The sequence below is a fragment of the Glutamicibacter sp. NPDC087661 genome, assembly GCF_044743275.1.
In the GTDB taxonomy this organism is placed as follows: Bacteria; Actinomycetota; Actinomycetes; order Actinomycetales; family Micrococcaceae; genus Glutamicibacter.
Map to the genome: position 1 here is coordinate 337209 of NZ_JBIUWE010000002.1, position 26946 is coordinate 364154.

General features: G+C 60.4%; 22 protein-coding genes. 11 read left to right on the forward strand and 11 right to left on the reverse strand.

The window, feature by feature from the left end:
- Nucleotides 1-2: 2 nt before the first annotated feature.
- The 3 genes from ACIOTN_RS08370 to ACIOTN_RS08380 form a co-directional block, all read right to left on the reverse strand.
- A complete protein-coding gene (locus tag ACIOTN_RS08370; protein WP_402696927.1) occupies nucleotides 3-1604 on the reverse strand; it encodes an aldehyde dehydrogenase (NADP(+)) in 1602 nt (533 codons plus the stop codon).
- Between the two features lie 50 nt (nucleotides 1605-1654).
- Nucleotides 1655-2593, reverse strand: a complete 939-nt coding sequence (gene kdgD, locus ACIOTN_RS08375) for a 5-dehydro-4-deoxyglucarate dehydratase (protein WP_105656281.1) — start codon at nucleotides 2591-2593, stop codon at nucleotides 1655-1657.
- Between the two features lie 138 nt (nucleotides 2594-2731).
- Entirely contained in the window at nucleotides 2732-3622 is an 891-nt protein-coding gene (locus ACIOTN_RS08380) for a LysR family transcriptional regulator (protein ID WP_105656282.1), read from the reverse strand.
- A gap of 93 nt (nucleotides 3623-3715) precedes the next feature.
- Here ACIOTN_RS08380 and ACIOTN_RS08385 point away from each other — a divergent pair, with 93 nt between their 5' ends.
- The 5 genes from ACIOTN_RS08385 (at nucleotide 3716) to ACIOTN_RS08405 (ending at nucleotide 9119) form a co-directional block, all read left to right on the forward strand.
- Nucleotides 3716-4765: a Bug family tripartite tricarboxylate transporter substrate binding protein gene (locus ACIOTN_RS08385; protein ID WP_402735207.1), complete on the forward strand. Its 1050-nt coding sequence runs from the start codon at nucleotides 3716-3718 to the stop codon at nucleotides 4763-4765.
- 49 nt (nucleotides 4766-4814) lie between these two features.
- Nucleotides 4815-5399: a tripartite tricarboxylate transporter TctB family protein gene (locus ACIOTN_RS08390; protein ID WP_105656284.1), complete on the forward strand. Its 585-nt coding sequence runs from the start codon at nucleotides 4815-4817 to the stop codon at nucleotides 5397-5399.
- Nucleotides 5400-5422: 23 nt separating this feature from the next.
- The gene (locus tag ACIOTN_RS08395; RefSeq protein WP_105656285.1) at nucleotides 5423-6952 is read left to right on the forward strand and encodes a tripartite tricarboxylate transporter permease; all 1530 of its coding nucleotides are present in this window, start codon (nucleotides 5423-5425) and stop codon (nucleotides 6950-6952) included.
- A complete protein-coding gene (locus ACIOTN_RS08400) occupies nucleotides 6949-7341 on the forward strand; it encodes a universal stress protein (protein WP_105656286.1) in 393 nt (130 codons plus the stop codon). The genes ACIOTN_RS08395 and ACIOTN_RS08400 overlap by 4 nt, the downstream gene beginning before the upstream one ends.
- A 419-nt stretch (nucleotides 7342-7760) precedes the next feature.
- A complete protein-coding gene (locus tag ACIOTN_RS08405; protein WP_105661985.1) occupies nucleotides 7761-9119 on the forward strand; it encodes a gluconate:H+ symporter in 1359 nt (452 codons plus the stop codon).
- A gap of 94 nt (nucleotides 9120-9213) precedes the next feature.
- Here the strand turns inward: ACIOTN_RS08405 and ACIOTN_RS08410 are convergent, their stop codons facing one another.
- The 3 genes from ACIOTN_RS08410 to ACIOTN_RS08420 all read right to left on the reverse strand — a co-directional run bounded on the left by ACIOTN_RS08410 (nucleotide 9214) and on the right by ACIOTN_RS08420 (nucleotide 12611).
- Nucleotides 9214-9927 carry a FadR/GntR family transcriptional regulator gene (locus ACIOTN_RS08410; protein ID WP_133834028.1) on the reverse strand — a complete coding sequence of 238 codons (714 nt, stop codon included), beginning with the start codon at nucleotides 9925-9927 and terminating at the stop codon, nucleotides 9214-9216.
- 66 nt (nucleotides 9928-9993) lie between these two features.
- Nucleotides 9994-11127 carry a mandelate racemase/muconate lactonizing enzyme family protein gene (locus ACIOTN_RS08415; RefSeq protein WP_105656289.1) on the reverse strand — a complete coding sequence of 378 codons (1134 nt, stop codon included), beginning with the start codon at nucleotides 11125-11127 and terminating at the stop codon, nucleotides 9994-9996.
- A 260-nt stretch (nucleotides 11128-11387) separates the two neighbouring features.
- Nucleotides 11388-12611: a mandelate racemase/muconate lactonizing enzyme family protein gene (locus ACIOTN_RS08420; RefSeq protein ID WP_105656290.1), complete on the reverse strand. Its 1224-nt coding sequence runs from the start codon at nucleotides 12609-12611 to the stop codon at nucleotides 11388-11390.
- A gap of 280 nt (nucleotides 12612-12891) precedes the next feature.
- On the opposite strand from ACIOTN_RS08420, the gene ACIOTN_RS08425 reads away from it, so the two are divergent.
- The 4 genes from ACIOTN_RS08425 to ACIOTN_RS08440 all read left to right on the forward strand — a co-directional run bounded on the left by ACIOTN_RS08425 (nucleotide 12892) and on the right by ACIOTN_RS08440 (nucleotide 17160).
- A complete protein-coding gene (locus ACIOTN_RS08425; RefSeq protein ID WP_105656291.1) occupies nucleotides 12892-13818 on the forward strand; it encodes a carbohydrate ABC transporter permease in 927 nt (308 codons plus the stop codon).
- Entirely contained in the window at nucleotides 13811-14791 is a 981-nt protein-coding gene (locus ACIOTN_RS08430) for a carbohydrate ABC transporter permease (protein WP_286134060.1), read from the forward strand. Before ACIOTN_RS08425 ends, ACIOTN_RS08430 begins: the two co-directional genes overlap by 8 nt.
- Before the next feature lie 96 nt (nucleotides 14792-14887).
- On the forward strand, nucleotides 14888-16243 hold the full coding sequence (locus tag ACIOTN_RS08435) for a Gfo/Idh/MocA family protein (RefSeq protein ID WP_105656292.1): 1356 nt from the start codon (nucleotides 14888-14890) through the stop codon (nucleotides 16241-16243).
- An 8-nt stretch (nucleotides 16244-16251) separates the two neighbouring features.
- Nucleotides 16252-17160 carry an NAD(P)-dependent oxidoreductase gene (locus tag ACIOTN_RS08440; protein ID WP_105656293.1) on the forward strand — a complete coding sequence of 303 codons (909 nt, stop codon included), beginning with the start codon at nucleotides 16252-16254 and terminating at the stop codon, nucleotides 17158-17160.
- A gap of 76 nt (nucleotides 17161-17236) precedes the next feature.
- Here ACIOTN_RS08440 and ACIOTN_RS08445 read toward each other — a convergent pair whose 3' ends face one another.
- The 5 genes from ACIOTN_RS08445 to ACIOTN_RS08465 all read right to left on the reverse strand — a co-directional run bounded on the left by ACIOTN_RS08445 (nucleotide 17237) and on the right by ACIOTN_RS08465 (nucleotide 23785).
- On the reverse strand, nucleotides 17237-18067 hold the full coding sequence (locus tag ACIOTN_RS08445) for a M24 family metallopeptidase (protein WP_402696930.1): 831 nt from the start codon (nucleotides 18065-18067) through the stop codon (nucleotides 17237-17239).
- Between the two features lie 266 nt (nucleotides 18068-18333).
- Nucleotides 18334-20463, reverse strand: coding sequence for a DUF6807 family protein (locus ACIOTN_RS08450; protein ID WP_402735125.1), 2130 nt, complete (start codon nucleotides 20461-20463; stop codon nucleotides 18334-18336).
- A 30-nt stretch (nucleotides 20464-20493) separates the two neighbouring features.
- A complete protein-coding gene (locus ACIOTN_RS08455; protein WP_133834027.1) occupies nucleotides 20494-21402 on the reverse strand; it encodes a sugar phosphate isomerase/epimerase in 909 nt (302 codons plus the stop codon).
- Nucleotides 21399-22637 (reverse strand): dihydrodipicolinate synthase family protein, encoded by a 1239-nt coding sequence (locus tag ACIOTN_RS08460; protein WP_402696964.1) that lies wholly within the window; start codon nucleotides 22635-22637, stop codon nucleotides 21399-21401. The genes ACIOTN_RS08455 and ACIOTN_RS08460 overlap by 4 nt, the downstream gene beginning before the upstream one ends.
- An 11-nt stretch (nucleotides 22638-22648) precedes the next feature.
- Nucleotides 22649-23785 carry a Gfo/Idh/MocA family protein gene (locus tag ACIOTN_RS08465; RefSeq protein WP_105656298.1) on the reverse strand — a complete coding sequence of 379 codons (1137 nt, stop codon included), beginning with the start codon at nucleotides 23783-23785 and terminating at the stop codon, nucleotides 22649-22651.
- 174 nt (nucleotides 23786-23959) lie between these two features.
- Between ACIOTN_RS08465 and ACIOTN_RS08470 the strand changes: the two genes are divergently transcribed.
- A complete protein-coding gene (locus tag ACIOTN_RS08470; protein WP_105656299.1) occupies nucleotides 23960-24979 on the forward strand; it encodes a LacI family DNA-binding transcriptional regulator in 1020 nt (339 codons plus the stop codon).
- Between the two features lie 171 nt (nucleotides 24980-25150).
- Nucleotides 25151-26467 carry an ABC transporter substrate-binding protein gene (locus ACIOTN_RS08475; RefSeq protein ID WP_402735126.1) on the forward strand — a complete coding sequence of 439 codons (1317 nt, stop codon included), beginning with the start codon at nucleotides 25151-25153 and terminating at the stop codon, nucleotides 26465-26467.
- Nucleotides 26468-26946 lie beyond the last annotated feature (479 nt).

Below are 26946 nucleotides of genomic sequence, written 5' to 3' on the forward strand. Positions count from 1 at the left end.
GATTATTCGCCTTTCGCCTGCAGGACGCCGTCAATCCGGCGGGTCAACTTCCACGGATTGTCTTCCGCGATGGGCTTGGGCAAAAGCGCGTCCGGGAAGTTCTGGTAGGCGACCGGGCGCAGGAAGCGCTCGATGGCCAGGGTGCCCACCGAGGTGGTCCGCGGGTCGGACGTTGCCGGGAACGGACCTCCGTGCACCATCGCGTGGCCCACTTCCACACCGGTTGGCCATCCGTTGACCAGGATGCGCCCGACCTTGGTTTCCAGCGTCCCGATGATCTGCCCTGCGGCTTCGTGATCCGAATCGTCCAGCTGCAAGGTGGCGGTGAGCTGGCCTTCCAGCCGGCCCAGCGCCGTTTGCAGCTGTGCGGCATCGGCGTAGCGAATCACCAGCGAGGCGGCTCCGAAGATTTCGTCTTGCAGCACCGGGTTGGCCAGCAGCTGCTCCACTCCAGCGGTGTAGATGGCTGGTGCCGGAGCGTTCTCGGTTGCCCCTTCGGTGCCACGGCCCAGCAGTTCGACACCGTCCTGGCTGCCGAGCGCTTGGACACCAGCGGTCCAGGAATTGTAGATTCCCTCGGTGAGCATCGTCTGCCCGGAAGTTTCCGGTGCCTGGCCGCTGACGGCGCGGGCGAATGCGTCGCCGGCAGCTCCAGTGGGAACAAAGACGAGACCCGGTGCGGTGCACAGCTGCCCGGAAGAACCGACAACAGAAGCCAAGTAGGCCTTGGCCTGCGCAACGGGATCCTGCGCCAATGCTCCCTCGAAGAAGATCACCGGGTTGATGGAGCTCATCTCGGCATACACCGGGACAGGTTCCGGTCGCGCGGCCGCGGCGGCCATCAGGGCGGTGCCGCCGGCCCGCGAACCGGTGAAGCCCACGGCCTTGATGGCCGGATCCTTCACCAGCGCCTGGCCGATCGACGCGCCGGGGCCATAAACCAGGGAGAAGACTCCCGGGTGCAGCCCGAAGTCGGCGACGGCCTTGCTGATGGCATGGCCAACAATCTCGCTGGTTCCGGGGTGCGCATTGTGGGCCTTGAAGACCACCGGGCAGCCGGCAGCCAGCGCGCTGGCGGTGTCGCCGCCGGCGGTGGAGAACGCCAGCGGGAAGTTCGACGCGCCGAACACCGCGACCGGGCCCACCGGGATCTTGCGCTGCCGGATGTCCACGCGCGGGGCCGGGGTGCGCTCTGGCAGGGCCGGGTCCACGCGCACGCCGTGCTGGTCACCTTGGCGCACCACCTGCGCGAACAGCCGCAGCTGTCCGGTGGTGCGCCCGCGCTCGCCGGTCAGGCGCGCCTCGGGCAAGCCGGTTTCGGCCATGGCGCGAGCGACCAGTTCGGCGCCCACTGCCTCGATGTTCTCCGCGATGGCTTCCAGGAACTCTGCGTGCTTCGACGGTTCCAAGGACCGGAAGGACTCGAAGGCCTCGGCCGCCGCAGCGGTGGCCAGCTTCAGCTGCTGCTCATCGATGAGGCTGTAGGCAGGTTCCAGGCGCTCGTTGGTCGCCGGGTTATAGCCGTTGACCTTGCGCCCGTTGCCTTCGGTGCTGGCGCCGGCGAGGATGGACTGGCCGGTGAGGTTCTGCGTGGTTGTGCTCATGAATTGCTCCTGAGTCGACTGATTGGTGTGTCGTAAAGTGCCAGTGCTGGTCAGAGGCTCGCGCCGGCGGGAACGATGCCTGCCTGCTGGATCAGCGCGGACAGGTCCGCCAGGTCCTGCTCGGTCAGATCCTGCAGCGGCGGGCGCACCGAGCCGGAGTCGCGGCCGATGGCCTTCAGCCCGCCCTTGACGATGGATACGCCGTAACCCTTGACGCGGTCGCGGATTTCCAGGTACGGCAGCACGAAGCGGTTCAGCTTCTCGTTGACCGCCTTCAGGTCCTGGGCGCGCACATCCTTGTAGAAGTCCAGCGCGAATTCCGGAACGAAGTTGTACATGGCCGAGGAGTAGGTGCTCATGCCCAGCTGCAGCAGCGGCAGCGCGAAGGTCTCCGCGGTAGGCAGCCCGCCCAGGTAGAACAGGCGGTCGCCGTTCTTGGCGTACACCTTGGTCAGGTGCTCGATGTCGCCCAGCGCGTCCTTGAAGCCGATGAAGTTCTCGTGGTTATCGGCCAGCCGGGCCACGGTGTCCGCCGAATAGATCGCGTTGGCGCGGTTGTAGACGATTACGCCGGTCGTCGTCGATGCGCAGATGGCCGACGCGTGCTGGTAGAGCCCTTCCTGGTCGCATTCGGTCAGGTACGGTGGCAGCAGCAGCAGGCCCTCGGCCCCTGCGGCCTCGGCGTCTTGCGCATTCTGGATGGCCTGCTTGGTCGAACCGCCGGCCGAGGCCAGCACCGGAACCTTGGAGCCGGCTTCTTCCACTGCCATGCGGACCACACGCGAGGCCTCTGCCGGGGTCAGCGTGAAGCCTTCGCCCGTGCCTCCGGCGGCGAACAGTCCCGCGACATCGAAGCTGGACTGCCAGGCCAGGTGGTTGCGGTACGCGGCCTCGTCGATTTCCAGGTTCGCGTCGAATGCGGTGACCGGGAAGGAGAGCAACCCGTCCTTGAGCTTGGAGGCAAGTTCGGCGGGGGTGTACTGGGCCATGGTTTGTTCCTTTGACTGGTTCCCACCTCAGGCGAGGCGGGAAAGCTGGGGGCGGTGCATTGGTATTACCCTCAGCCTAGGAACCCTCTATGATGCCTGTCCAAGCCCATATTTGTATTGTTTGATACCTACTGTGCATCATTCAGCGTGCAGCGCGTGGCGCACGATCGAGACCACCCGTTCCAGCGCCGGATTGCGCGAGGACTTGCTCCAGATGGCGTGCAGCTGCACCGGATCGTCGGTAACCTCGCCAAGCCGCAGGTAGCTGACCCCGCCCACGCCCAGCAGCTTGGCACTCTCCGGGACGAAAGCAATACCGCGCCCGGCGGAGACCAGCGCGAGCATGGTCAGCACCTGGCTGACGGTATGGCGCACGTTCTTGTGCTCGATGTCGACGCGGCGCACCACCAGGTCGTAGAAGTAGCGGGCCTTGGTGGGGGAGTGCATGATCAGCGGTTCGTTGCGCAGGTCATCGAACAATACCTCCCGCTGCAGCCGGGCCAGCCGGTGGCCGGAGGGCACTGCCACGTAGAGACCCTCGGTTAATAGCAGTGCGGATTCGAAGAGCTTCTCGTCGAAGGGCGGGCGGGCTAAGCCCAGATCGATGTCGCCGTCCAGCAGGGCGTCGACCTGCTCGCCGGTCACCATTTCCGACAGCTCCAGGTGCACCTGCGGCATCTGCGCGGAGATTTCTCCCAGCAGCGGGCCGAGCAGGCTGAAGCCCGAGGCCGCGGTGAAGCCGATGCGCAGCTCGCCCAGCTGGCCGGCGGCGATGCGGCGGGCATTGTCCGGGGCACGCTCGGCGGCCACGACCAGCCGGCGGGCATCCTGGAGGAAAGCATGGCCCGCCGCGGTGAGGGCCACGCGGCGGTTGTCGCGCTCGAGCAGTTCCACGCCGACCGTGCGCTCGAGTTTCTGGATCTGCCGGCTCAGCGGCGGCTGAGTCATGTTCAGCCGCTCGGCGGCACGGCCGAAGTGCAATTCCTCGGCAACGGCAACGAAACTGCGTGCTTGGTCCAGAGTAAACATTTGATACCTTTCTGGAATCATTCTATGCACATTCAACCTTGGACATGCATCACTTCAAGTTTCTACGCTTGACTCCAAGACCAGCAAGGTGAGCTGTCTCACTCGAGGCCTCGGCCGGGGTCCCACACTCGACACCACAGGAGAACTTCCCATGAAAAATCGCTTGACTCGCCGCTCGCCCTCTCGGCCACTGGCGCGGTACTAGCGCTTTCCGCCTGCGGCGGCAACGTCGGCGGGGGCTCGGCCTCCGCCGAATTCCCCAGCGGCCCCATCACCCTGACCGTCGGCCAGGCGCCTGGCGGCTCCACCGACCTGATCGCGCGCGCCGCGGCGGACGGCATGGCGGATTCCCTGGGCGTGGCCCTGCCCGTGGTGAACAAGCCGGGCGCCAATGGCGCGCTGGCCACCGAAGAAGTGGCGGCCATGGCCCCGGACGGGCAGAACCTCGTGCTGCTCAACGCCTCGTTGATCACCATTACCCCGCTGGCGGTATCCGCGGACGAGGCGGTTTCGCTCGATGACCTCGATGTCCTCATGGGACTGAGTCAGGATGACTACGTCATGGTAGCCAGCACCAAGTCGGGGATGGAGAACTTCGATGACATCAAGAACAGCGGCAAGAAGCTGTCCTTCGGCACTACCGGCGTGGGCACCGGCTCGCAGCTGGCCCAGGAACTGATCCTGGCCCAGGCGGGCATCGAAGGCACCACAGTACCATTCGACTCGGGTTCCCCGGCACTGACCGCCGTCATGGGCGACCAGGTACAGGTCTCCACAGTGCAGCTGGGCGAAGCCAAGCCGCAGATCGACGCCGGCACCGTCACCCCGATCGTGGTCTTCTCCTCCGAGCGCAATGAGTTCCTTCCCGATGTGCCCACCGCCATCGAGGCAGGCTATGAAGTCCCGGTCTCCCAGTACCGCGCCATCGCAGCCCCGAAGGGCCTGAGCGATGACGCCAAGCAGAAGCTGGTGGCCTCCATCAAGGACGCGGTAGCCACGGACACCTACACCTCGTTCAACGAGAAGAACATGCTGACTCCGAACGAGATTTCCGGCGAGGAAGTCACCGCCGAATGGAATGAGCTGGCCGCGAAGTACAAGGAACTGACCGATGAGTACGACATCTCGCTGGCCGGCAAGTAGCCTCCCGGCAGCCAGCTGATCCGGAACACTTCAAGCACAGGAGGACATCATGCAAGCCAAACACGTTGAACGCCCGCCGGTGCCCGCCGCGCCCCGCGCGGAATCCGGCCCGGTGCAGCCCGAGGACGATTCGTCGCCCGAGGCGCTGACCCCGGAGGAACTCGCCGCCCAGTGGGAAGCCGAGGCCCCGGAACCGGCCGGACCGGTGGCGAACCTTGCCTCCAGCCTGGTGGTGCTCGCGCTGGGCTGCGCCGGCATGGCGCTGTCCGTTGGCCTGGGGCTGGGCACCCCCGCGGCGCCCAGCGCCGGGATGTGGCCCTTCATCGTCACGCTGATTGCCGCCGTCATGGCCGTGGTGCAGCTCATCGTGGGCAGGCGCGGCGGGCAGGACGGGGAGAAGTTCAGTGCCATGAGCTGGTACACCGTCATTGGTTTCGCCACCCTGATCCTGATGGTGGTGCTCATGCCGCTGATCGGCTTCGAGATTCCCGCGCTGCTGCTGTGCTTCGTGTGGATGCGCTGGCTGGGCGGTGAGCGCTGGCGCTCTGCCGCCTTGTATTCGGTGCTGGTGGTCGTGGCCTTCTACGCCATCTTCATTGCCGCGCTCGGCACCACGATTCCCCGACTGTTCTAAGTCGCAATTAAAGGTTGACTCCCATGGACTTCTTCGGACCAGTCCTGGACGGCTTCGGCACCGTCCTGGACCCCACAAACCTCTTGTATTGCCTGCTCGGCGTTGTCATTGGCATGCTGATCGGCGTGCTGCCGGGCCTGGGCCCGGCGGCCACGATCGCGATCCTGCTGCCGTTGACCTACGGTGTCGAGCCGGTGACCGCCATCATCATGCTGGCCGGCATCTTCTACGGTGCCCAGTACGGCGGCACGATCACCTCGGTGCTGCTGCGCCTTCCCGGCGAGGCCAGCTCGGTGGTGACGGTCTTCGACGGCTATGTCATGGCCAAGCAGGGCCGGGCCGGCACCGCACTGGGCATTGCCGCCATCGGCTCGTTTATTGGCGGCACGATCGCCATTGTGGGTCTGACCTTCCTGGCTCCGCTGGTGGCCAGTTTCGCGCTGGACTTCGGCCCGCCGGAGTACACGGCGCTGGCGCTGCTGGGCATCTTGCTGGTGGCCACCATCTCCGGAGGCTCCAAGATCAAGGCGATCATCGCCGCGGCGTTGGGCCTGTTCCTGGCCACGGTGGGTCGCGATGGCTTCACCGGGGCCGAGCGCTTCACCTTCGGCAACCTGTCGCTGGCCGACGGGATCGACTTCGTGCCGATCGCCATGGGCCTGTTCGGCGTGGGCGAGATCCTCTACAACCTGGAGGAGCGGCACCGGGCCGTGTCCGCCCCGCTGAAGGTGGCCAACGTGTGGCCGCGGCGCCAGGACCTGAAGCAGGCCTCCGGGGCGATCGGCCGCGGGTCGGTGCTCGGCTTCTTCCTGGGCATCTTGCCCGGCGGCGGCGCGACGATCTCCTCGCTGGCCTCCTACGCGCTGGAGAAGAAGACCGCCAAGGACCCTACGCGCTTCGGCAAGGGGGCGATCGAGGGTGTCGCCGGACCGGAAACCGCGAACAATGCGGCGGCGACCAGCTCGTTCATCCCATTGCTGACTCTGGGCATTCCTGCGAATGCGACGATGGCGATCATCTTCGGGGCGTTGCTGATCCAGGGGGTCACCCCCGGCCCGCAGCTGATCTCCAATGACCCGGAATTGTTCTGGGGCGTGGTGAACTCGATGTATATCGGCAACATCCTGCTGCTGATCATGTCGATCCCGCTGATCGGGGTATTCGTGCGGATCCTGCGCATCCGCGCCGCGATCCTGGCGCCGATCACCGCGTTGATTACCCTGCTGGGCGCGTACACCATCCGCAACTCCATGTTCGACGTGATGCTGGTGGTCATGTTCGGCGCCGTGGGCTACCTGATGAAGAAATTCGGTTTCGAGCCCGGCCCGCTGGTGCTGGCGTTCGTGCTGGGCAGCCTGCTGGAATCCAACCTGCGCCGATCCCTGCTGGTGCTGGAAGGCGACCCCTCGGGCTTCCTGTCCCGACCCATCTCCGCAACGCTGCTGGTGGTGTTCGTGTTCGTGGCCGTGTGGCCGATGATCAAGTCCGCCATCGATCAGCGCAAGAACCGCTTGGTGGCCGTGCAGGCCGTAAAGGAAAAGGAAAACGCATGAGCATCATCGTGGGATACGTCCCCACCCCAGTAGGGCAGGCCGCCGTCGACGCGGCCATCATCGAGGCGAAGCTGCGCGCCGAACCGTTGCTGATCGTGAACTCCTCGCGCGAGGGGTCGCTGGTGGACAAGCACACCGCTTCGCCCGAGGACCTGGAACGCGTACTGCTAGCTGCCGCCGCGGCGGGAGTCGAGGCTCGCATCGTGGAGTCCAGCTACCGTGATGACCTGACCGAGGAGTTCCTCGGGCTGGCCGAGAAGCACGAGGTGTCCTTGATCGTCATCGGGCTGCGCCAGCGCAGCCAGGTGGGCAAGTTCATCATGGGCTCGCACGCCCAGCGAATCCTGCTGCAGGCGCAGCATCCGGTGCTGGCCGTCAAGGCCGGCTGACCCGCTACCGCACCGCTGCCAAGGGCCGCGGAAGGCTTCAACGGAAGCCTTCCGCGGCCTTTGCGCGTCCACGGTCCGGTGGCTCCTCAATGGTTGCAGCGCGTCAACTACTGTGAGGCTCGTCACTCAATGCACGGTTCCCGGGGAGTGCCGAAACGCCGAGCCGAATGCGCTACCGGGCGCGGAGTGCCGGAATGTCGCGGGATCGCGGGGATGGCCGCCACCCGGGCACGCAACGCGATGCCGGCTGGGTATCAAAACATGCGGATCGAGTCTTGGACGGGAGCGATCCCGGCTTACTAACGTGACTACAGGCACATGGCGATATGCGGCAGCTCACGTAAACCCAAGCCCCCGCCGCCACCCGCGATGCCGAGATTCCACCCTTTCCAAAGTATTCCCCAGATCGGAGCCCCTTTATGCCCCTGCTTGTCGTAGCCCTGGCGGTAGTCGTGCTGCTGATCCTCATGATGAGGTTCAAGCTCAACGGATTCATCGCCCTGATCCTCGTCGCCACCCTCGTGGCCTTCTGGGCCGTCGCCACCGGATCGCTGAGCGTGGACGGCGAGCCCGCGGGCGTCGCTGACATTCCGGAGATCATCACCGAGGGCCTGGGCGGGCAGCTGGGAAGCACCGCCGTCGTCATCGGCCTGGGTGCCATGATTGGCCGCGTCATGGGCGACGCCGGGGCGGCGCAGCGCATTGCCCGCAAGATCCTCTCGGTCTTCGGCGAGCGTGGCGTGCAGTGGGCCATGATCATTTCCGCGATGCTGATCGGCGTGACCATGTTCTACGAGGTCGCGTTCGTGATCCTGGTGCCGGTCGCCTTCACCCTGGTGCGCGCCACCAAGGTCAACCTGCTGTGGGTGGGCCTGCCCATGTCCATCTCGCTGTCCACCATGCATTCCTTCCTGCCCCCGCACCCGGGTCCGACCGCAGTGGCCGGGCTGTACAACGCATCGGTCGGATTGACGCTGGCCTACGGCCTGCTCATCGCCATTCCGGCCGGTGTGGCCATTGCGATGGCCTGGCCGCGGCTGTCCTTCGTGCGGCAGATGAACCCGCAGATGCCCTCGGGGCTGCTCGCGGAAAAGGACTTCGCCGACGACGAGCTGCCCTCGGGCGCCTTGTCCTTCCTGGTGGCGCTGCTGCCCATCGTGCTGATTGCCGGTTCGGAAATCCTGCGCATGACCGTGACGCTGAGCGAGGAGGCCGACGATGTGCTCGCGCTGCTGGGCTCTGCGGAAATTGCGTTGCTGATCGCCCTGCTGGTGGCGATTGCCGCCTTCGGCCCGCTGAACAACCGTTCCATGGCGCAGGTCGCCAAGTCGATGAGCGAGGCCGCACGGGCCATGGCCATGATCCTGCTGGTCATCGGCGCCGGCGGCGCCTTCAAGCAGGTGCTGGTTTCCGCCGGCATTGCCGACTACATTGCGGACACCACTGCGGGGTGGAATCTCAGCCCGCTGTTCCTGGCCTGGATCATTGCGGTGATCCTGCGCATCGCGCTGGGATCAGCTACGGTGGCGGTATCGACCGCCGCCGGCATCGCCGCACCGCTGGTTGCGGCCACCGGAGCGTCGCCTGAGCTGATGGTGCTGGCCACCGCCTGCGGCTCGATCGCCTTCAGCCACGTGAACGACCCGGGCTTCTGGATGTTCAAGGAGTATTTCAACCTCAATGTCGGGCAGGCGCTCGCGGTGCGCACCACCTACACCACGACGTTGGCGGTACTCGGGTTGCTCGGGGTCTTCGCACTGGACCTGGTGATCGCCTAGGCCCGGTACGGAACTTTGAAGGAAAGACCTCTCGGCGACATGGAGCTGATGGCAGCTGCCACGGCCAGCCGGAGGTCTTTTCCGCGTCCCGGCCCTAAAGCGCGGGGCCGAGCCCCGCTTCGGATTGCAGCCGCAGCATGGAGTTGCCCAGATGCATGCGCATGGCCGCGGCCGCCATGTGCGGGTCGCCGGAGGCAATGGCATCACGCACGGTGCGGTGCTCTGCGGCCACCGAACCCAGCCGGTCGGCGGTGATCGTGTCGGCCGAATCCAGCCGGCCGCGCGGCATCGCGATCATGGAGGGACCGAAATTCTCCACAGCCTGGCCGAAGTAGGGATTGCCGGTAGCCCTGGCCACGGCCAGGTGGAACTCGAAATCGCAGCTCATGCTCACCGCCGCATTGCCCGCTGCGGCCTCGAAGCCCCGCAGGGCCTGGTCCATTGCGGACAAATCCTGCGCGGTGCGGGAGCGGGCCGCGACGGCGGCGGCCTCGGTCTCGAAACCCACCCGGTACTCGATCAACTGGCGGCGTTCCTCGACGGTCCGCGGAACCAGTGCTTGAGCGGCAGGCTCGGCGGGCGGTGGAGGAGTCAAAGCGAAGCTGCCCGCGCCGCGCCGCGTGTAGACCAGCCCTTCGGCCTGCAGCCGGGTGATGGCCTCGCGGACCACGGTGCGCGATACCCCGTGCTCGGCGATCAGCTCGTTCTCGCTGGGCAGCTTCTGTCCCGGAGGAATGGCCCCGCCGCTGATCTGCGCGCGCAGGTGCCCGACCAAGGCCGATGCCAGATTGGGTTTGGCGTTGTGCATGCTTAAAGGATAAGCGCCGGAACCGCCTGGCAGGCGGTTCCGGCGCGAAGGTCCAGTCATGGGGACTCAGGCGGTGCCGAATTGCGCGGTTTCGGTGGTCCACGCGCGGGCCTGGTCGCTCAGGGTGAAGCCGAGCCCTGGCCTGTTCGGAACGATCATCCGGCCGTCCTTGGTTTCCAAGTGCTCATTGAACAGCGGGTCGAGCCAGTCGAAGTGCTCCACCCAAGGCTCGCGTGGGTACGCTGCTGCCAGATGCAAGTGGATTTCCATTGCGAAGTGCGGTGCCAGATCCAGCCCAGCCTGGTCAGCGAAAGTTGCCAGTCTCTGGAACTGGGTGATGCCACCGACCCGGGGAGCGTCAGGCTGGATGATGTCGCAGGCGCGTGCGGCAATCAGGCGTTCGTGCTCGGATACCGAAGCAAGCATCTCTCCTGTGGCTATTGGCGTATCCAGGGCAGCGGTCAGGGCCGCATGGCCTTCAGCATCGTAGGCATCCAGCGGTTCTTCGATCCAGACGAGGTTGAACTCCTCGAGCCTGCGCCCCATGCGCAATGCGGTAGCGCGGTCCCATTGCTGGTTGGCGTCGACCATGAGCGGGAAATCCGGGCCAATATGCTCGCGCACTGCGGCAACGCGGCGCAGGTCTTCGGCGCTGTCCGGCAGGCCGACCTTGATCTTGATGCCGCCGATCCCTTCCTCGATGGACTGGGTAGCCCGATCCTTGACCTCCTCGATGCTGGCGTTCAAGAAGCCGCCGGAAGTATTGTAGGTGCGCACCGAATCGCGGTGGGAGCCGAGGAACTTGGCTAGCGGAAGCCCCGCGCGCTTGGCTTTCATGTCGTAGAGCGCGATATCAAGTGCGGCCAACGCCTGGGTCGCCACACCAGAGCGGCCCACCGAAGCGCCGGCCCAGAGGAGCTTGGTGTACAACTTGGCGATGTCACTTGGATCTTCGCCAATCATCGCTTGTGCGACTTCCTTGGCATGGGCGTACTGTGCAGGACCGCCAGCCCGCTTGGAGTAGGAGAACCCGAAACCCTCATGGCCCTGTTCCGTGGTGATCTCCGCGAAGAGGAAGACCACCTCGGTCATTGGCTTCTGACGACCGGTGAAAACTTTCGCATCGGAGATCGGTGTGGCCAGCGGCAACCGGGCCGTTGAAAGCTTGACGTGGCGGATGGCGTCGGGGGTATAGGTCATGGCGGGAATCTCCTGTTGGGATCACTGTGGGGGTAAGCTCATTTAATTACTTATCCTATAAGTAAGAAACTTATTACACAAGTGATTTTTCGAGTGTTTTCTTCGGTGGCCTGCTGCCCCTTTCTTCTCTGTGGTCGAATGCGCCCGGAGCTGCCGCTCGGGTGCTTGAAACCACGGCAGGTTCCCGTCTGGACGGCGGGGCTCCAGGCAATCGCGGGCTGTCCGCAATGCTTGAAGCGGCTATTGCCTTGCCGGATCATTTACCCTTCGCAAGGCGCAGTGGTCAAGACCAGATGCTTGAGGGCATGGTTTTCAAGAACGACTGGATCCGGAGTGAAACCGAGCCCGGCTTCCGTTGGCAGACGGATCGTACCCTCGTTAGTGAGCTTCCCCTGATGCGGCGCATGCCAAGGGTGGAGCTGGGTTTCCCAACCGAGGAAGGGGATTTCCAATTCCGGACGGAGTGACCCGTTGGCAAGCTGGACTTCCTGGTCTGCGGCGATCAGCTGCGCGGTGGCCAGGAGGGCCGGACCGTAGTAGAAGCAGTGTGGCACCACATGGACATTAAGCCGTTGACCCGCCTCGCGAATTTTGAGCATGGCGCTGAGTCCGCCAATCTTTCCGACGCTAGGCTGGGCAAACTGCAGGGCGCCGAGTTCCATATCCGAGGTCAGCCCCTGGACCCCTGAATGGTTTTCTCCACCGGAGACGTTGCCGAAACGAGCATTGAGGGCGGCTAGTGATTGCGAATCATCTGGCGGGAAGATCGGTTCTTCGATCCACAGCAGCTCCAGGTCCGCCATGGCAGCAATCGACGACCCGGCTTCGGCTGGATGATGCCACTTGCAATTGACATCGACCATCAGCGGGTGGGAGCCCACGGCCTGCCGTGCGGCCTTGATGGCTGGAATCGAGGACTCATGGATTTTGAACGCCTTGAATCCGTGTTCCAAAGCCCTGGAAAGATGAAAAGCAACCTCCTGCGGATCCTCGGCATAGTGGACCAAAGACGCGTAGGCATTGATTTCATGGCGGGCATCGATATTGATGAATTCCCGCAGCGTCTGTCCTGCACGACGTGCCGCTATATCCCAAAGAGCGATGTCCACTGCGGATAGTGCGAAGTGAATGGGTCCGGTGCGCCCGAAGGCGTGGAATGCATATTCGGCCGAGGCAATGCTCCCGTCGAGGGCCGATGAACGCCCCAAGAAAAAGGGGGCCACGATCTGTTCAAGGGCAGCCCATGTCGCGGGATTGGATTTGTGGCCGAAGGCTTCGCCCCAGCCGGTGAACCCATCCGCGGTTTGCACCTTCACCATTAATGATTCCATCTGGGTCAACGTGCGTGATGATGCATTGAAAGCATCGATTGATTCCGCATTGGAATCTTCCTGGCTTCGCCGCGCGGCATCAAAAGGCAGTGATATCCAATAGAGCTCTATTGACACGATAGTGTCACTTAAACCGTCTTTGGCCTGCGACATTTTACTGATCTCCTATTTTCATATGGACGCATCCAGCGACTGTTCGCACCGTGTGATGGCGTCCAGCGGTGGCTCCGAGGCGATTCCTCAAACCTATCTCGCCAGTGTGGTTGACCTCACGTTGGTGTTTAGTTTAGCGTTGAGGAACAGAGATTGGAAAGCGCATTCCTGAAGTCGATTTCGAATCATCTTCACCAAGCGCTTCTAGCAAGGAGTCACTCATGTCGGTCCCGATTCGTAAGGGCTGCCTTCGCGTTTCGTCGAAAGGAGGTAGTGGTCAATGAGCGCCATTGCCGAACTGCAGAACCTCAGCAAGAACAATGGCCGCAAAGTCCCTCCCAAGGACAACAAGGCAGCGCATATCTTCCTCATTCCGTGGACGATCGGGTTATTCCTTATCACCCTGGGGCCCATGGCCATGTCGCTGTATCTTGCGTTTACGGACTACAACCTTTTGCAGGCTCCGTCCTTTTCAGGGTTTGAGAACATTGAACGGATGCTCGACGACCAGCGGCTGCATAATTCATTGCGGGTCACGTTCACCTACGTTTTGATCGGTGTTCCGTTGCAGCTGGCAGTGGCCCTCGCCGTAGCAATCTTGCTTGACCGGGGAATGCGCGGGCTCTCTTTTTACCGCTCAATTTTCTACCTGCCTTCCATGCTGGGTTCCTCAGTTGCAATCGCAGTGCTGTGGAAGCAGATTTTCGGTACCACCGGCCTGGTGAATCAGCTCTTGGAATTGGTCGGTATCCAAGGCATTGGATGGATCTCCGATCCAAACACGTCACTTGGAAGCCTGATCTTGCTCAACGTGTGGACCTTCGGCTCACCGATGGTGATCTTCCTTGCAGGTCTGCGTCAAGTTCCCATGATGTATTACGAAGCAGCCTCCATTGATGGGGCGAGCAAATGGCGGCAGTTCCTGAGTATCACGTTGCCGATGATTAGCCCCATTATTTTCTTCAACCTGGTCCTGCAGATCATTGGGGCCTTCCAGAACTTCACTCAAGCTTTCATCGTGTCCAATGGATCGGGCGGTCCTGCCGATTCCACCATGTTCTTCACGCTCTACCTGTACCAGCAAGGATTCAAACAGTTCGATATGGGTTATGCCTCAGCCATGGCATGGCTCCTGGTGCTCATAGTTGGTGCATTTACCGCTGTGAACTTCTTCGTTTCTAAGTATTGGGTGTTTTACGATGACTAATCAAACTTCACTTCCAGATTCGCAAGTACGCGGTGGGTCACCGCAAGAACTCGTGCTTGATGAGGAAGAACTTCTCGGAAAAAAGCCGCCGGTTGGCGGTACTGATGAACGAGGCAAGACCGTAAAGGGTAAGAGCCCGAAGTTCAAGGTTTCAATGCGCTCATTGCTAAAGCATGCGCTGCTGATCCTGGGTGCCGGAGTCATGATCTATCCATTGCTGTGGATGGTAGCTAGCTCCTTCCGCCCGAACGACCTGATCTTCCGCGAGGCCGGTTTGGTTATTTCCCAGGTGGACTGGAATAACTACCCCAGCGGTTGGAACGCGCTGTCTGAACCTTTCAGCAAGTACTTGATGAACTCTGCGATTTTGGTTTTGGGATGCATCCTTGGCAACTTGGTGTCCTGCTCCATGGCGGCATACGCATTTGCCAGGCTTGACTTCAAGTTCAAGAAGATTATGTTCGCGCTGATGCTGATGACCATCATGCTGCCGATCCACGTGATTATCGTTCCGCAGTACATCATGTTTTCTCAGATCGGCTGGGTCAATACCTTCTGGCCAATCATCGTTCCGAAACTGCTTGCCACGGACGGGTTCTTCATCTTCCTGATGATCCAATTCATCCGAGGAATCCCTAAGGATATGGATGAAGCAGCCCGAATCGATGGCGCCGGCCATCCACGGATCTTCCTGCAGATCATCCTGCCGCTTATGGTTCCAGCCTTGGCAACTACGGCAATCTTCACGTTCATCTGGACCTGGAGCGACTTCTTTACCTCACTGATCTACCTCACCAACCCGAGTAATTACACCGTGCAAGTTGCGCTCAACGCATTCATAGACTCCACCGGAGAATCCAACTGGGGCGCACTGTTCGCAATGTCGATCGTCACGTTGGTCCCTGTATTCCTTGCCTTCCTCTTCGGGCAGAAATACCTGGTCAAGGGCATCGCAACTACTGGTATCAAATAGCAGGAATATGCCACTGGCCTAGGACAACAGCGCTAGGCCAGTGGCCTCGACCGATACCAGACACAAGCGCCAGAAACTTATCGTAGGAGAAACCGCATGGGAAGCTCATCACGCACCAGCTACGTACTGATCGGCACAGGGAACCGATGCGAAATGTACCTGACTGCTATCTTCGGTGAACATAGCGACGTCGCTGAACTTGTCGCATTGGCAGATACCAACCAGGGGCGAATCGAGTACTACCAAGACGTAGTTGAACAGACCTTCGGCGAGAAGGTTGGGTCCTTTGACCCGCAAGACTTGGCCAAAGTCATTCGAGAACGCCACATTGACCGGGTAATCATCACGAGCCCGGACTACACGCATGCTGAGCTGATCTGCACCGCTCTGTATGCCGGCGCCGATGTGATAGTTGAGAAACCACTAACAATTGATGCGCCGAGCACCGCTCGTATAGCTCGGGCGGTGGAAGAAAGCGGCCATGAAATCGTGGTCACGTTTAACTACCGTTATTCTCCTCGGAATACAGCCCTGAAGAAGGCCATCGACGATGGGAAAATCGGCCAAGTCACATCCGTGGACTTCAACTGGATGCTGGATACCGTTCACGGAGCAGACTACTTTCGCCGATGGCATCGACTCAAGGAAAACTCTGGCGGCTTGCTAATCCATAAGTCCAGCCATCATTTCGATCTGGTCAATTGGTGGCTCGACGATTCACCGCAGAAGGTCTTTGCAACAGGAGGGCTGAAGTTCTACGGGCCCGACAACGCAGAGTTCAGGGGCCGCCAAGCCAACGAACGCGGTACCCACGGGCTAAGCGATAAGGATCCGTTTGATTTGGATCTTCGCAGCGATGAGCGGTTGGAAAAGCTCTATCTAGAGAACGAACACTTTGATGGGTACCGCCGAGACCAGGGAGTCTTCAATGGCGAGATCACCATCGAAGACAATTTGAGCCTGACTGCTGAGTATCAAAACGGACCGGTGCTTTCATATTCCCTGAACGCGCACAGCCCATGGGAAGGATACCGGGTTGCGGTGAACGGGACGGAAGGACGCCTGGAACTGGACGTTGTCGAACGGGCAGCAGTACTGCCCGCGGCCGGCGGGCATCCGGTGGATCCTTCATATAGCAATGATGGCCAGAGCGGCAATGCCAGGTCGAAAGGCGAGAGATTGCTTTTGCAGCGGCATTGGGAAGAAGCAGTGGAGATTCAGATCGAAAACTCGAATGGATCGCATGGTGGCGGCGACAAGCTCCTGCTCGAAGAGCTCTTCCGCGGAGCCAACGAGGATGGATATGCGCGGCAAGCCGGATTCATCGACGGTGTGCGCGCCATTGCTGTCGGGATTTGCGGAAATCAATCGCTGGAAACCAGGCAGCTCGTGGACGTCGGGAGTGCTGGCCTGGGCGTGGACATTTCGTTTCAACCGAAGGTCAAGGTGTAAACGGAGCCATGGGTGAAAAAGTCGTCATCACCGGGGGAGCAGGGCGTTTAGGCCGTGCCGTGCTCGCGGGGTTTTCTCACGCAGGGCATGAAGTGATCTCTCTTGACAGGCAGATTCCGGAAGAACCTCTCGATGGCGTGGAATATCACTGCATCGATCTGATGGATGCGAAGGCTACGCATGCGCTATTCGAGCAGCTTGCTCCGCAAGCGGTGGTGTCCCTCGCGGCAATGGCTGTTCCTTTCATGGCCCCGGAAGAGGTGCTTCTGCACACGAACGCGACCATTGCCCATAACGTCACCTCGGCGGCAGTGGAGGCCGGTGCTACCAGGGTCGTGCTGGCCTCCAGCCCATCAATAATGGGCTATGGTTCTCCGGGCGGATGGGTGCCGGAGAAGCTGCCTCTTGATGAAAACGAAGTTCCCAAGCCATGGCATGCTTATGGGCTTTCCAAATTCGTAGCCGAGCAGATTGCCGCCATGTTCGCAGCGAAAATGGGACCGGCAAGTTCGGTGAAGTTCGCTTCCTTCAGGCCCTGCTATGTGATCGCAGAGGAAGAGTGGGCCGGCGCTCCAACGCAGCAGGGACACACTGTTGCTGAGCGCCTACAAGATCCTCGCTTGTCAGCGCCTGCGCTATTCAATTACGTTGATGCGCGGGACGTGGCAGATTTCCTGCTGGTACTGCTTGAACGGTTTGACCGCGTAGAGAATGGCTCGGTGTTCTTCGTTGGTGCAAAGGATGCCATGGCAACGCGTCCGCTCGCAGAGCTGATCCCAGAGATTTATCCGGAGCTCGAGGACGTCGCAGCGGGACTCACCACGGATAGCCCTGCCTTCAGTATCCAGAAAGCGCGAGATGTCCTTGGCTGGGAACCGAAACGCAGCTGGCGCTCGGAATTGAAGGCCACCGTATAAAAGACATCGGTACACAAAATTATTGGCTGGGAAACCTCAAAAGGATTTCCCAGCCAATAATTGTTTAGGGGTGCGCTTAGCGTTGAAGTACTGCCGGCCGTGGCAAACCGTTAACCAGGTTTGAGGGCCAGAGCGGATCGAAGGTGAGAACCTCAAAATCCCCGGACTCGGTCAGCAGCATGGTGTCCTCAACTTTGAACGCCAGACCATCGCGTGCTGCACTGGGATTGAACGCAAAAGCCTGGTTCAACTGGAAGAGATCAGTTGCTCCTGGGGTGAGCCGGGGATCTCGTCCGTTGTAGCCGGCAATGCCGCCTTGATGATGCAACGACCATTCCCCGGCATCGAAACCATGCTCCGGGTAGGATTCCTGGATGACGGGCAATAATTCACCGAGAACGCCGCCAGGGCGAATTGCCGCAAGGATATCTGCCTCGACAGCCAGGATGTCGTCTTCTCCAGAGAGTTCCTGAGGCGTCGGCGCACCGAATCGCACCCACCTGGTGATGTTGGCAATGAGCCCATGACGTCTTACGCACAGCACTGCCATGGCTTTGCCTCCGAGCGGGGCCGCGGTGGGCAGGGGGTGCCGGGCTGCGGCACGTGAATCGCCGCTGACCAAGGCAACGAGCACTTCGCCTCCTTGGACGACGGCTCCAGCTGTCAGCTTGGCTGCCACGTCGAACTCGGAATCATCGCTACGGGCGGCCGACAGCACTTGGGTCATGAGCGCAGCCGTGTCGCGGCAAAGAGCGCGATACCTATTAATCTCAGTTTCATTGAGTGCTGAGCGAAGGGCTCGCAAATCGGACTCGATTTCCCGCTCGCTGAGGATCTTTTGTCCGCTCGCCGCTGGAAACCATTCTCGGACATTGTCGAGATCCTGGTACCAGGCGGTGACATGCACCGAAACTTGTTCCACGTTGCCGAGCTCTTCTCGCTGGATCCGTGCAGCTTCGCTCACGGACGTGGCAAGCTCGCACCCCTGGGCATGAACCAGAACCCTGGCAATGGGTGGTGCCGCAAGAGATACGTGCGTGCGGGCACCGCCCAAGAGCCAGGCAAGCGAAGCGGGGGTTGAGAGAAGCAGATACTGCCCATCGCGGCTTCTGATGAGCTCGACCAGTTGGGCATGCTTCTTTGCGTATTCATGAGTGGCGGTGGTGGGCACAATCAGCCTTCCTTGGAACCTGAACCGTATTTTCGGGCTAGCAGGGCCACGGTCTGCACCGGGACCCTCCCATCAACCACGAGTACTCGAACTTGGCGGGTTATCGCTTCCTGAGGGTCCAGCACAACCGGTGTAGACCAGGCCAGCGAACTGCCGACACCCGGATATCCAGAACTGCGAACAAACCATGGGTCATCTTGCTCACTGCAGAAAATAATGGTGGCATCCCCGTGGCCTTCAGCAAGATCAGCCAAACCCACCGAGTCCGAAGAGAATGTAGCACTGAAGGCGAGCCATGGACTGTGCACACCGTGGACTTGCGATTCCCCGGAAGCCGATGGGGTAAAAATCTGTGGATCAGCGATTGGAGGCAGACGCCAGAAGAAACCTCCGTAGCCGCCGTTGTGACGGCCGTTGGTACCCGGAGAGCCAAGCGACACCTGGCGTTCGCGCGCCGAGAGCCTGAAACTGAAATCCAGGCTCCAGCCGGTGATGGCGCTTTCGTGGTCCTCAAATGCATTGAGCTCAATCGAACGGTGCTCATCCAGCAGGATTTCCTGTTCGTGGCTGACCCATTCAAGCTGCGAATCCAAAGCGCTGCCATTGCGGGCGAACGCATTGGACGCTGTGCGGATATGTCCATGGTCCGCACGCCATATGTAGCGTGAGGCGTCGCGGGTGTAGGTGCGCCCTCCCCAGAAATTGGTCCCGTTCACATCTTGCAATGCAACCCCGACACCTAGATGCCAGGTGTGGTCAAGCGGTTGCTGCTCACTGACCACAACTCCGTTGAAGGTCTTCAGGTTATCCAAGAAGGGACGCGGTGAATTGGTGCGGGAAATATCTTCTCCCGTCCGCAACTCCGCAAGGGTGCGCTGCTTCCCCGTTGCGGGATGGATCAGCGACAACGAGCCACTGGTTTTCGCTGGCAAGGCCCAAGGCGCTCCGAGTGAAGAGAAACTGGACTGCGCCGCCACCGCTCGGTCGATGAATCGTTCGATGTTCGGTATCACTGGGTGGAAATCTGCTCCATCCCCGGCAGGGATAACCTGCACTTCTGCGATCTGAGTTGGAGTATCCGAGGTCCGTATCTGCTCGAGAACGCGCATGAAAGCACCGGCCGACGCCAAAGAGCTCAAGAGTTCGGTTTCGCTGCCGTTGCGCACCTCGACGAGGTTCGCGAGAAGGTTGACTCGTCCGAAAACTTCAGAAGATTCTGGAAGCCCCAAGTCCGGGTTGGGTCGAACCAGCAGCTCATCACGGGTGTAGTATAAGGTTGCGGTGCCTTCGGTGCCATAGATGGTGATCCATGGATCCTGCTGTTCACTGGCGCAAACGGTCAGCGCGGCAATGACGGGGATTCCGGTGCTCGTTTGCACGCGCACCACGGAGGTATCGTCTGCTTCGATGCTGTGGGCGTGATACAGCTCGGTGGCCAGATGGGCGACATCCTGGGCTTTGCGCGCTCCGGCGATGTGCAAGGCGCTGGCGACCGCGTGGGCCAGGGGATTGGTCACTACACCGTCGGCAATCTCGACGCCGTCGAGTTTCCGATGTCCTGCCCAAGGCGAACGTTCATAGTAGCCCGTGGTGCGGAGCCAATTTCCACTGGCACCCACCGCACGAAGGGCCCCGATGGGAGAGTTCTTCGCGTTATCGGCGAAGAACCCATCTATGGTTTTCAAGGCTGTCGAGCCAAGGGCCTGGAACCCTACCTGCACGTGGGCGCCAGCATCGGCCGCGGCTTGCAGCAGGCGTGAATACTGATCCAGGGTCGCTGTCGGCGGTTTTTCGAGGTAGAGATCTGCACCTGTACGCAAGGCCCTCATCGCCAGGTCGGCATGCGTACTGATCGGCGTTGAAATAATGATGATGTCCGGGGTTAATCCGGAGCTGAGGAAAGCATCAAAGTCGGCGAACACGTGCGTGTCCTTGCCGCGAATCTCTTTCCCGGGATCGACCGGATCGATGCCGGCAAGGAACGTGATTTTCTCCTCGGCTGCGAGTCGATGGATATTTGCCAAATGCTGGCGTCCGAATCCGTTCAGACCAATCAGCACCACCGCAGGAGCAGTTGGCGCTGCCAGGGCACTAGTCGTTGCAGATCCCGCTGCGGTGGCTTGCTGATTCATCGTGTTCCTTCAGAGATATTCGAATTCAGATCAGTTTAATGCGCTGGCCGGCTGAACGCCCGCAGCTTGCTCAAGGTGGGGCAGTACTAGAGTTTCGTAGCGCTGGGACATGGTTGCCAAGGTCAGCGCGGAATCCTGCTGGTTGATCTCCTCATTGAAGATCTCGACTTCAACTGGACCTCGGTATCCGGCCTGTGACACCCATCGGGAAATCGCCGAGAAATCGATATGGCCGTCGCCCATCATGCCTCTGGATTGCAGTGCATTGCTGGCAATCGGCAGATTGAAATCACAGATCTGGTAGCTGGCCAGGCGATGCTCAAGGCCTGCCCGCTGGATCTGCTGCTGCAACTGCGGATCCCAGAACACATGGAAGGTGTCAACAACAACGCCCACGGCCTTGGTTGGATAAGGACTGGCCAAGTCCAGGGCCTGTCCGAGTGTGGAAAGCACCGCTCGGTCGGCGGCATACATTGGATGCAACGGTTCTAGCACCAGCCGAACGCCGTGTTCCAGGGCGATGGGAACCAGCTCTTCCAAGCCGCGCGCGACGCGATCACGCGCCGCGACAATGTTCTTGTCTGCTGGATCCCCGGTGCCGCCCAGAATATGCGCGGCCGACGGCAAGCCGCCCACGACCATGATCAATTCATTGGCGCCGATGACGGCAGCTTCCTCGATGGCCTGCCGGTTCGATGCCAGCGCGGCAGCTTGGGCTTCGGCAGAAGGTGCAGTGAGAAAGCCGCCACGGCACAAGGTGCTGGCTTTGAGCCCTGCCCCAGCGATGATCTGGGCTGCTGGCCCAGCGCCACCGGCCTCGGCAAGCAAATGCCGCCACGGACCAATATGGCTCAGGCCCGCCTGCGCTGCAGCTTCAGCGGCTTCGTGGAGGCTGAGATTCGGGGTAGTGCCGGTATTAAGCGATAGTTCGAATGTCATGACACACCTGTCAGGGACGAAGTTGTAGTTTTGATTCCAGAAATTGCCAGGAGCTGTTCCATTCGCCCAGCAGCCAGATCAGGGTTTTGCAACAGGCCAGCGCCATCAGCGAGAACGAATGTGCGCACCAAGTGCGGCAGTGAACGTCCGGCGTGCAGCCCGCCGATCATCTGGAAACCGCTTTGGTGCCCATTGAGCCACGAAAGAAAGGCAATCCCGGTCTTGTAGTAGAAAGTTGGGGCGCTGAAAATATGCAATCCCAGCTCTCTGGTGGAGTCCAGGATCTTCCGGCCGCGTTCTGCGTCGCCTGCATCGAAAGCCTGCAGGGCCGTTGACGCAGCGGGATAGATGGCGGCGAAAATTCCCAGCAACGCATCGGAATGCAGTTGCCCGTCACCGTGAATCAGCTCGGGATAGTTGAAATCGTCTCCAGTGTAGAGGCGCACTCCAGCTGGCAATGCGGCACGAAGCTGCTTCTCATGCTCGGCATTGAGCAAAGAGACTTTGACGCCGTCGATTTTCGACGCGTGCTGCTCCAGAATGGACTGGAAAACCCCGGTGGCTTCTGCCAAATCCTGTGTTCCCCAGTAGCCGCTCAACTGTGGATCGAACATGTCTCCAAGCCAATGCAGGATCACTGGCTGCTTGGCAGCGTCGAGCAAAGTCGCATACACGTCCAGATAATCCTGCGAGGTGCGCGCTGCCTTGACCAGGGCCCGGGAGCACATCAAGATCGCCTTCGAACCTGAATCTTCAACAAGGCGCAGCATCTCCAAATAAGCGTTGGTGACTTCAGCCAGCTGGCCCGGCTGGACAGTGTCTGCCGACAGCTGGTCCGTGCCGACACCGCAGGCGAGGATATCCCTGACGGTGAGCCCGGCCAAGGCCGGGTAGCTGTTCTTCTGGAGAACCACGGCCGCTTCGATCGCCGATCGCCTGATCAACTCGCAGGTAGCCGCGTAGTCCAGCCCCATGCCTCGCTGCGCCGTATCCATCGCATCGGCGACACCCAGCCCGTAGGACCATAGCTCGTGCCGGTAGGCCAGCGTCGCATCCCAATCGATGCTTGCCGGTGCGCCAGGCGTATTGTCTGCTCCCATGAGGGGGATGACATGGGCTGCGGCATAGGCCTTGCGCGAGGAAAGCGGGGCAGACGGCCGCTGGAATTCGCCGGGGCCTTTCAACCGATAGGAAAAGTTCTGCCCGTTTTCGTCAATGAGTGTCAATTCGGGCAAGGATGCGTAACTCATAGCGTGATCTCCGGGATATCGAGGGTGCGTCGTTCGGCGGCTGACTGCAATCCCAAAGCCGCCAGCTGGACACCGCGAGCGGCCGAAAGCAGGCCATACTGGTGTTCGCGTCCCACTGCGACGTCGGCCAAGAAATCTTCCCACTGCAGCTTGAAGCCGTTATCCAGGTCGGCATTGGCGGGAACTTCCATCCACTGGTCGCGGAACGACTCAGTGACTGGCAAATCGGGGTTCCAAACAGGCTTCGGAGTGTGGGCGCGTTGCTGGGCAACGCACTTGTTCAATCCCGCGACGGCGGAACCGTGGGTGCCGTCGATCTGGAATTCCACCAGTTCATCGCGGTAGACGCGCACTGCCCACGAGGAGTTGATCTGCGCAATTACTGCATCGCCGGAAGGAGTTTCGAGTTCGAAGATGCCGTAGGCCGCATCATCTGCGGTGGCTTCGTAGGCTTCGCCTCGTTCGTCCCAGCGGGTAGGGATGTGGGTTGCCGTGGTCGAGGTGACGGACTTGACCTTGCCGATGATTCCTTCAAGGACGTAGTTCCAGTGGCAGTACATGTCGGTGGTCATCGATCCGCCATCCGCAAGACGGTAGTTCCAGGAAGGCCGCTGCGCTTCCTGGATATCTCCCTCGAATACCCAGTAGCCGAACTCACCGCGCATTGAGAGAATGCGTCCGAAGAAGCCTTCGTCGACCAAACGGCGTAACTTCACCAAGCCTGGCAAGTAGAGCTTGTCGTGCACGACGCCGGCGGTAATTCCCTTGGCCTGTGCCTGGCGGGCGAGATCCACGGCCTCTTCGAGAGTTTCAGCGGTCGGTTTCTCGGTGAAGATATGCTTGCCTGCCCCGATGGCTTTCGACAGCGTTTCGTAACGCAAGGAAGTCATGGACGCGTCGAAAATGATGTCGACACTCGGGTCATCAATCAGGGAGTCAAGATCGGTGCTGTAGTGCTCAACCTGGTGCTTCTGCGCAAGTTCGCGCAGCTTCGCTTCGTTACGTCCAACGAGGATCGGTTCAACGGTCAGCTTCGAACCGTCCCCGAGAGTGATTCCTCCCTGGTCTCGGATAGGAAGGATTGAACGCAGCAAGTGCTGGCGGTATCCCATGCGGCCGGTGATGCCGTTCATGGCGATGCGTAGAACTTTTGTTTCTGTCACTGGGGTCTCCTCGAAACGGGGAATGCGTAAGGGAATAGAATGGGAATGCGCTTTCCACGATAGTGAGGTGTAATTGGAGTGTCAACCATCACGTTCGTGAAAGATAAGCTTGTGCCAGGTTGCAGAGAATGATAAGGATTTCAGATGGCTGTTCGACTAACTGATGTGGCTAATGAAGCCGGGGTTTCCCTGGCGACCGCTTCGCGAGTGCTCAATGGGTCAGCACGCAAGCCGGCTGTGGAAATCTCGGATAAAGTGCGTGCTGCGGCTGAAAAGCTCGGTTACTTCCCCAATGCCCAAGCGCAAGCGCTTGCCAGATCCACCACGAAGCTGATCGGCTTGGTGGTCAGGGACATAGCCGACCCCTACTTCTCTACCATCGCCCGGGGAGTGCAGCGCTCTCTTGGTGATAGCGGTGTCCAGCTGCTTTTGGCCAGCACGGAGTACGATCCCGAGCGGGAAATCGAAGCCGTTCAGGCATTCATGTCGCAACGGACGGACGCTATCATCCTGTCGGGATCGCGCAGTTTGGGCGAGAATGGGCAGTTGCTGAAACTGATCGAGAATTATCAGGAAAATGGTGGCCAAGTCATGATTATCGGCCAGCCCATGACCGATATGGGCGGCATACAAATCGACAACGAGGCAACTGCCGAGCACCTGGCGGCCGAGTTGATCAGTGCCGGCCACCGCAGGTTTGTCGTATTGGCCGGGGAAGCGAATCTGCTGACATCAAGGGACCGTTCCAACGGGTTCCTGGAGAAGCTGAAGCGCAGTGGCCTGGATGCAGAGGAAGTTATCAGCGGCCCCTTCTCGCGCGAGGGGGCCTATGTTGCAATGAGCGATTACCTCAAGCGGCAGAAGTCGGCAGGCGGTGTCCATCGGGTGTGCGTGTTCTGCGTTTCGGATGTCATGGCCCTGGGTGCCATTCGGGCGATTCGCGAGAACCGCTTGCGTATTCCCGAAGATATCGCTGTGGTGGGATTCGACGACATCCCGACCCTTATCGACATTACGCCCACGGTCAGCACTGCTCGACTTCCTCTGGAAGAAATCGGAAAATGGGCTGGTGAGATGGCGCTGAACCACGGCGAACTGCGGAAGATTGTGGTTTCCGGTGTGCCGGTCCTGCGCGAGTCCACGCAGTTGGCTGACGGCCAGTAGCGATGTTCATTGGGAATCGTGCCATGCGAAAACTAACTGACTTGATTCCTGAAACCCCTTGACCAGTGACCGCAATCACATCTAGATTGTTTGGCAAGCGCTTTCCACAACGAAAACAGGTGTTGCTTGCAGGATGGCCTCGCATCACCACCCCACCCAAGGAAGATTTTCATGACTCAGCAGGTATGCACGAGAAAAACTGGACGGAAATTCGGTCTGCGGCTAAGCAAATCAGTTGCAGTTGTGGCGGTAGCCGCCCTGGCCCTCACTGGCTGTGGCGGTAGCAGCGCTGCCGACGGTGAAGACGGGAAAACCCAGCTTCGTTTCTCATGGTGGGGCTCGGATTCGCGAGCCCAGGCAACCAATGAAATTATTGAGGCTTTCGAAGCGGCCAACCCGGACATCGATGTCCAAGGCGAGTACTCCGACTGGAGCGGCTACTGGGACAAGCTCGCAACACAGGTTGCCTCCAACGATGCTCCGGACATTATCCAGATGGACGACAAGTACCTTCGCGAATACGCGGACCGAGGCGCATTGCTGGATCTCGAAGGCGTAGATGTTTCCAAGTTCGAAGACGTTGCCGTTCAGAACGGTACGACCGATGCCGGCCTTGTCGGCATTACTACCGGAATCAATTCCTTCACATTGACCGCCAATCCAAAAGTCTTAGCCGAAGCTGGTCTGGAAGTTCCAGATGACAAGACCTGGACGTGGGATGATTACCGGACGATCACCGAGACGGTGAGCCAGAAGCTCGACGGCAAATATGGAGCCGAAGCCCCGAACGAACCGGCCGGGTTGCAGACCTGGTTGCGTCAAGACAAGAAGAATCTGACGAGCTCGGATGGATCACTCGGATTCTCGCCTGACGATCTGGCCAAGTACTTCCAGCACCACAAGGACTTGATGGATAACGGTTCGTATCCAAAGGCCTCGGTCCTGGCGGAAAACCAGAATGCAGGCCCAGACCGCTCTATGACAGGCACGGGAGTGGCAGCCTTCGGCATGTGGTGGAGCAACCAGCTGGGAGGCCTTTCCACAGCGGTTGGTTCGGACTTGGTTCCGCTCCGACTGCCAAGCCACACCGGCAAGGCTGAGGACAACGGTCTTTGGCACAAGTCATCAATGATGATGTCGGGGTATGCTCGCACCGAACACCCGGAAGAGGTCAAGAGATTTGTTGACTTCATGGTGAATTCGCAAGAAGCTGGCGCACTGAATCAGATGGACCGCGGGCTACCCTCGAACACCGAAGTGCGGGAGCAAGTCGTCTCCAAATTGGATTCAATTGAAGCTTCTTCTGCAGAATTCGTGACGAGCTTGAAACCCGAACTTCAGAGCACGGAACCAATCCCGCCAATGGGATTCAGTGCGGTTCAGGATGTCCTCTACCGTTATGAAATGGAAGTGTTCTTCGAGCGCCAGAGCGTAAGCGATGCGGCGCAGAATGCGTTCAAGGAAATCGAAGCTGCGGTAGCCCAATAGCTGAACGAAAATCAACCATCGTTCTTACGGTCGTTGCAATCCCTGGATCCCGGGGATTGCAACGGCCTTTCCGCGTTCGAAGGAAAGTTCCTCTTGCTTTCTTTAACTCTCTGCGTGGTGCAATCCTTGAATTCGCCACGGCGCATGCCGTACAGGGCATGCGGTTTAGGCCAAGGCTTCCAGATGACTCAAAACCCTGTTCGGTCGTGATCTGCGCCCAAGCAAGCCTCTCCAGCCAATTGCGTGCGACGAGTCGCGAGTGCACCAGCAACCGGGATGCGAGTCTCCAACGGCCGTTGAACTTTCCAGAGCATGGCCTGTCGGAAGGGTACTGCCGATCAGCTGGACTCCCGCAGAGGTGGATTGCCATTGGGTTCCTGCGTTCTTCCATTCATTGCCAGAGGCAACCACACCGCGGTGCCCGCAGTTCTGGGCCGCGAAGCTGCTGACTCGACCGTGCCGGTGATCAGTTCGCGGCA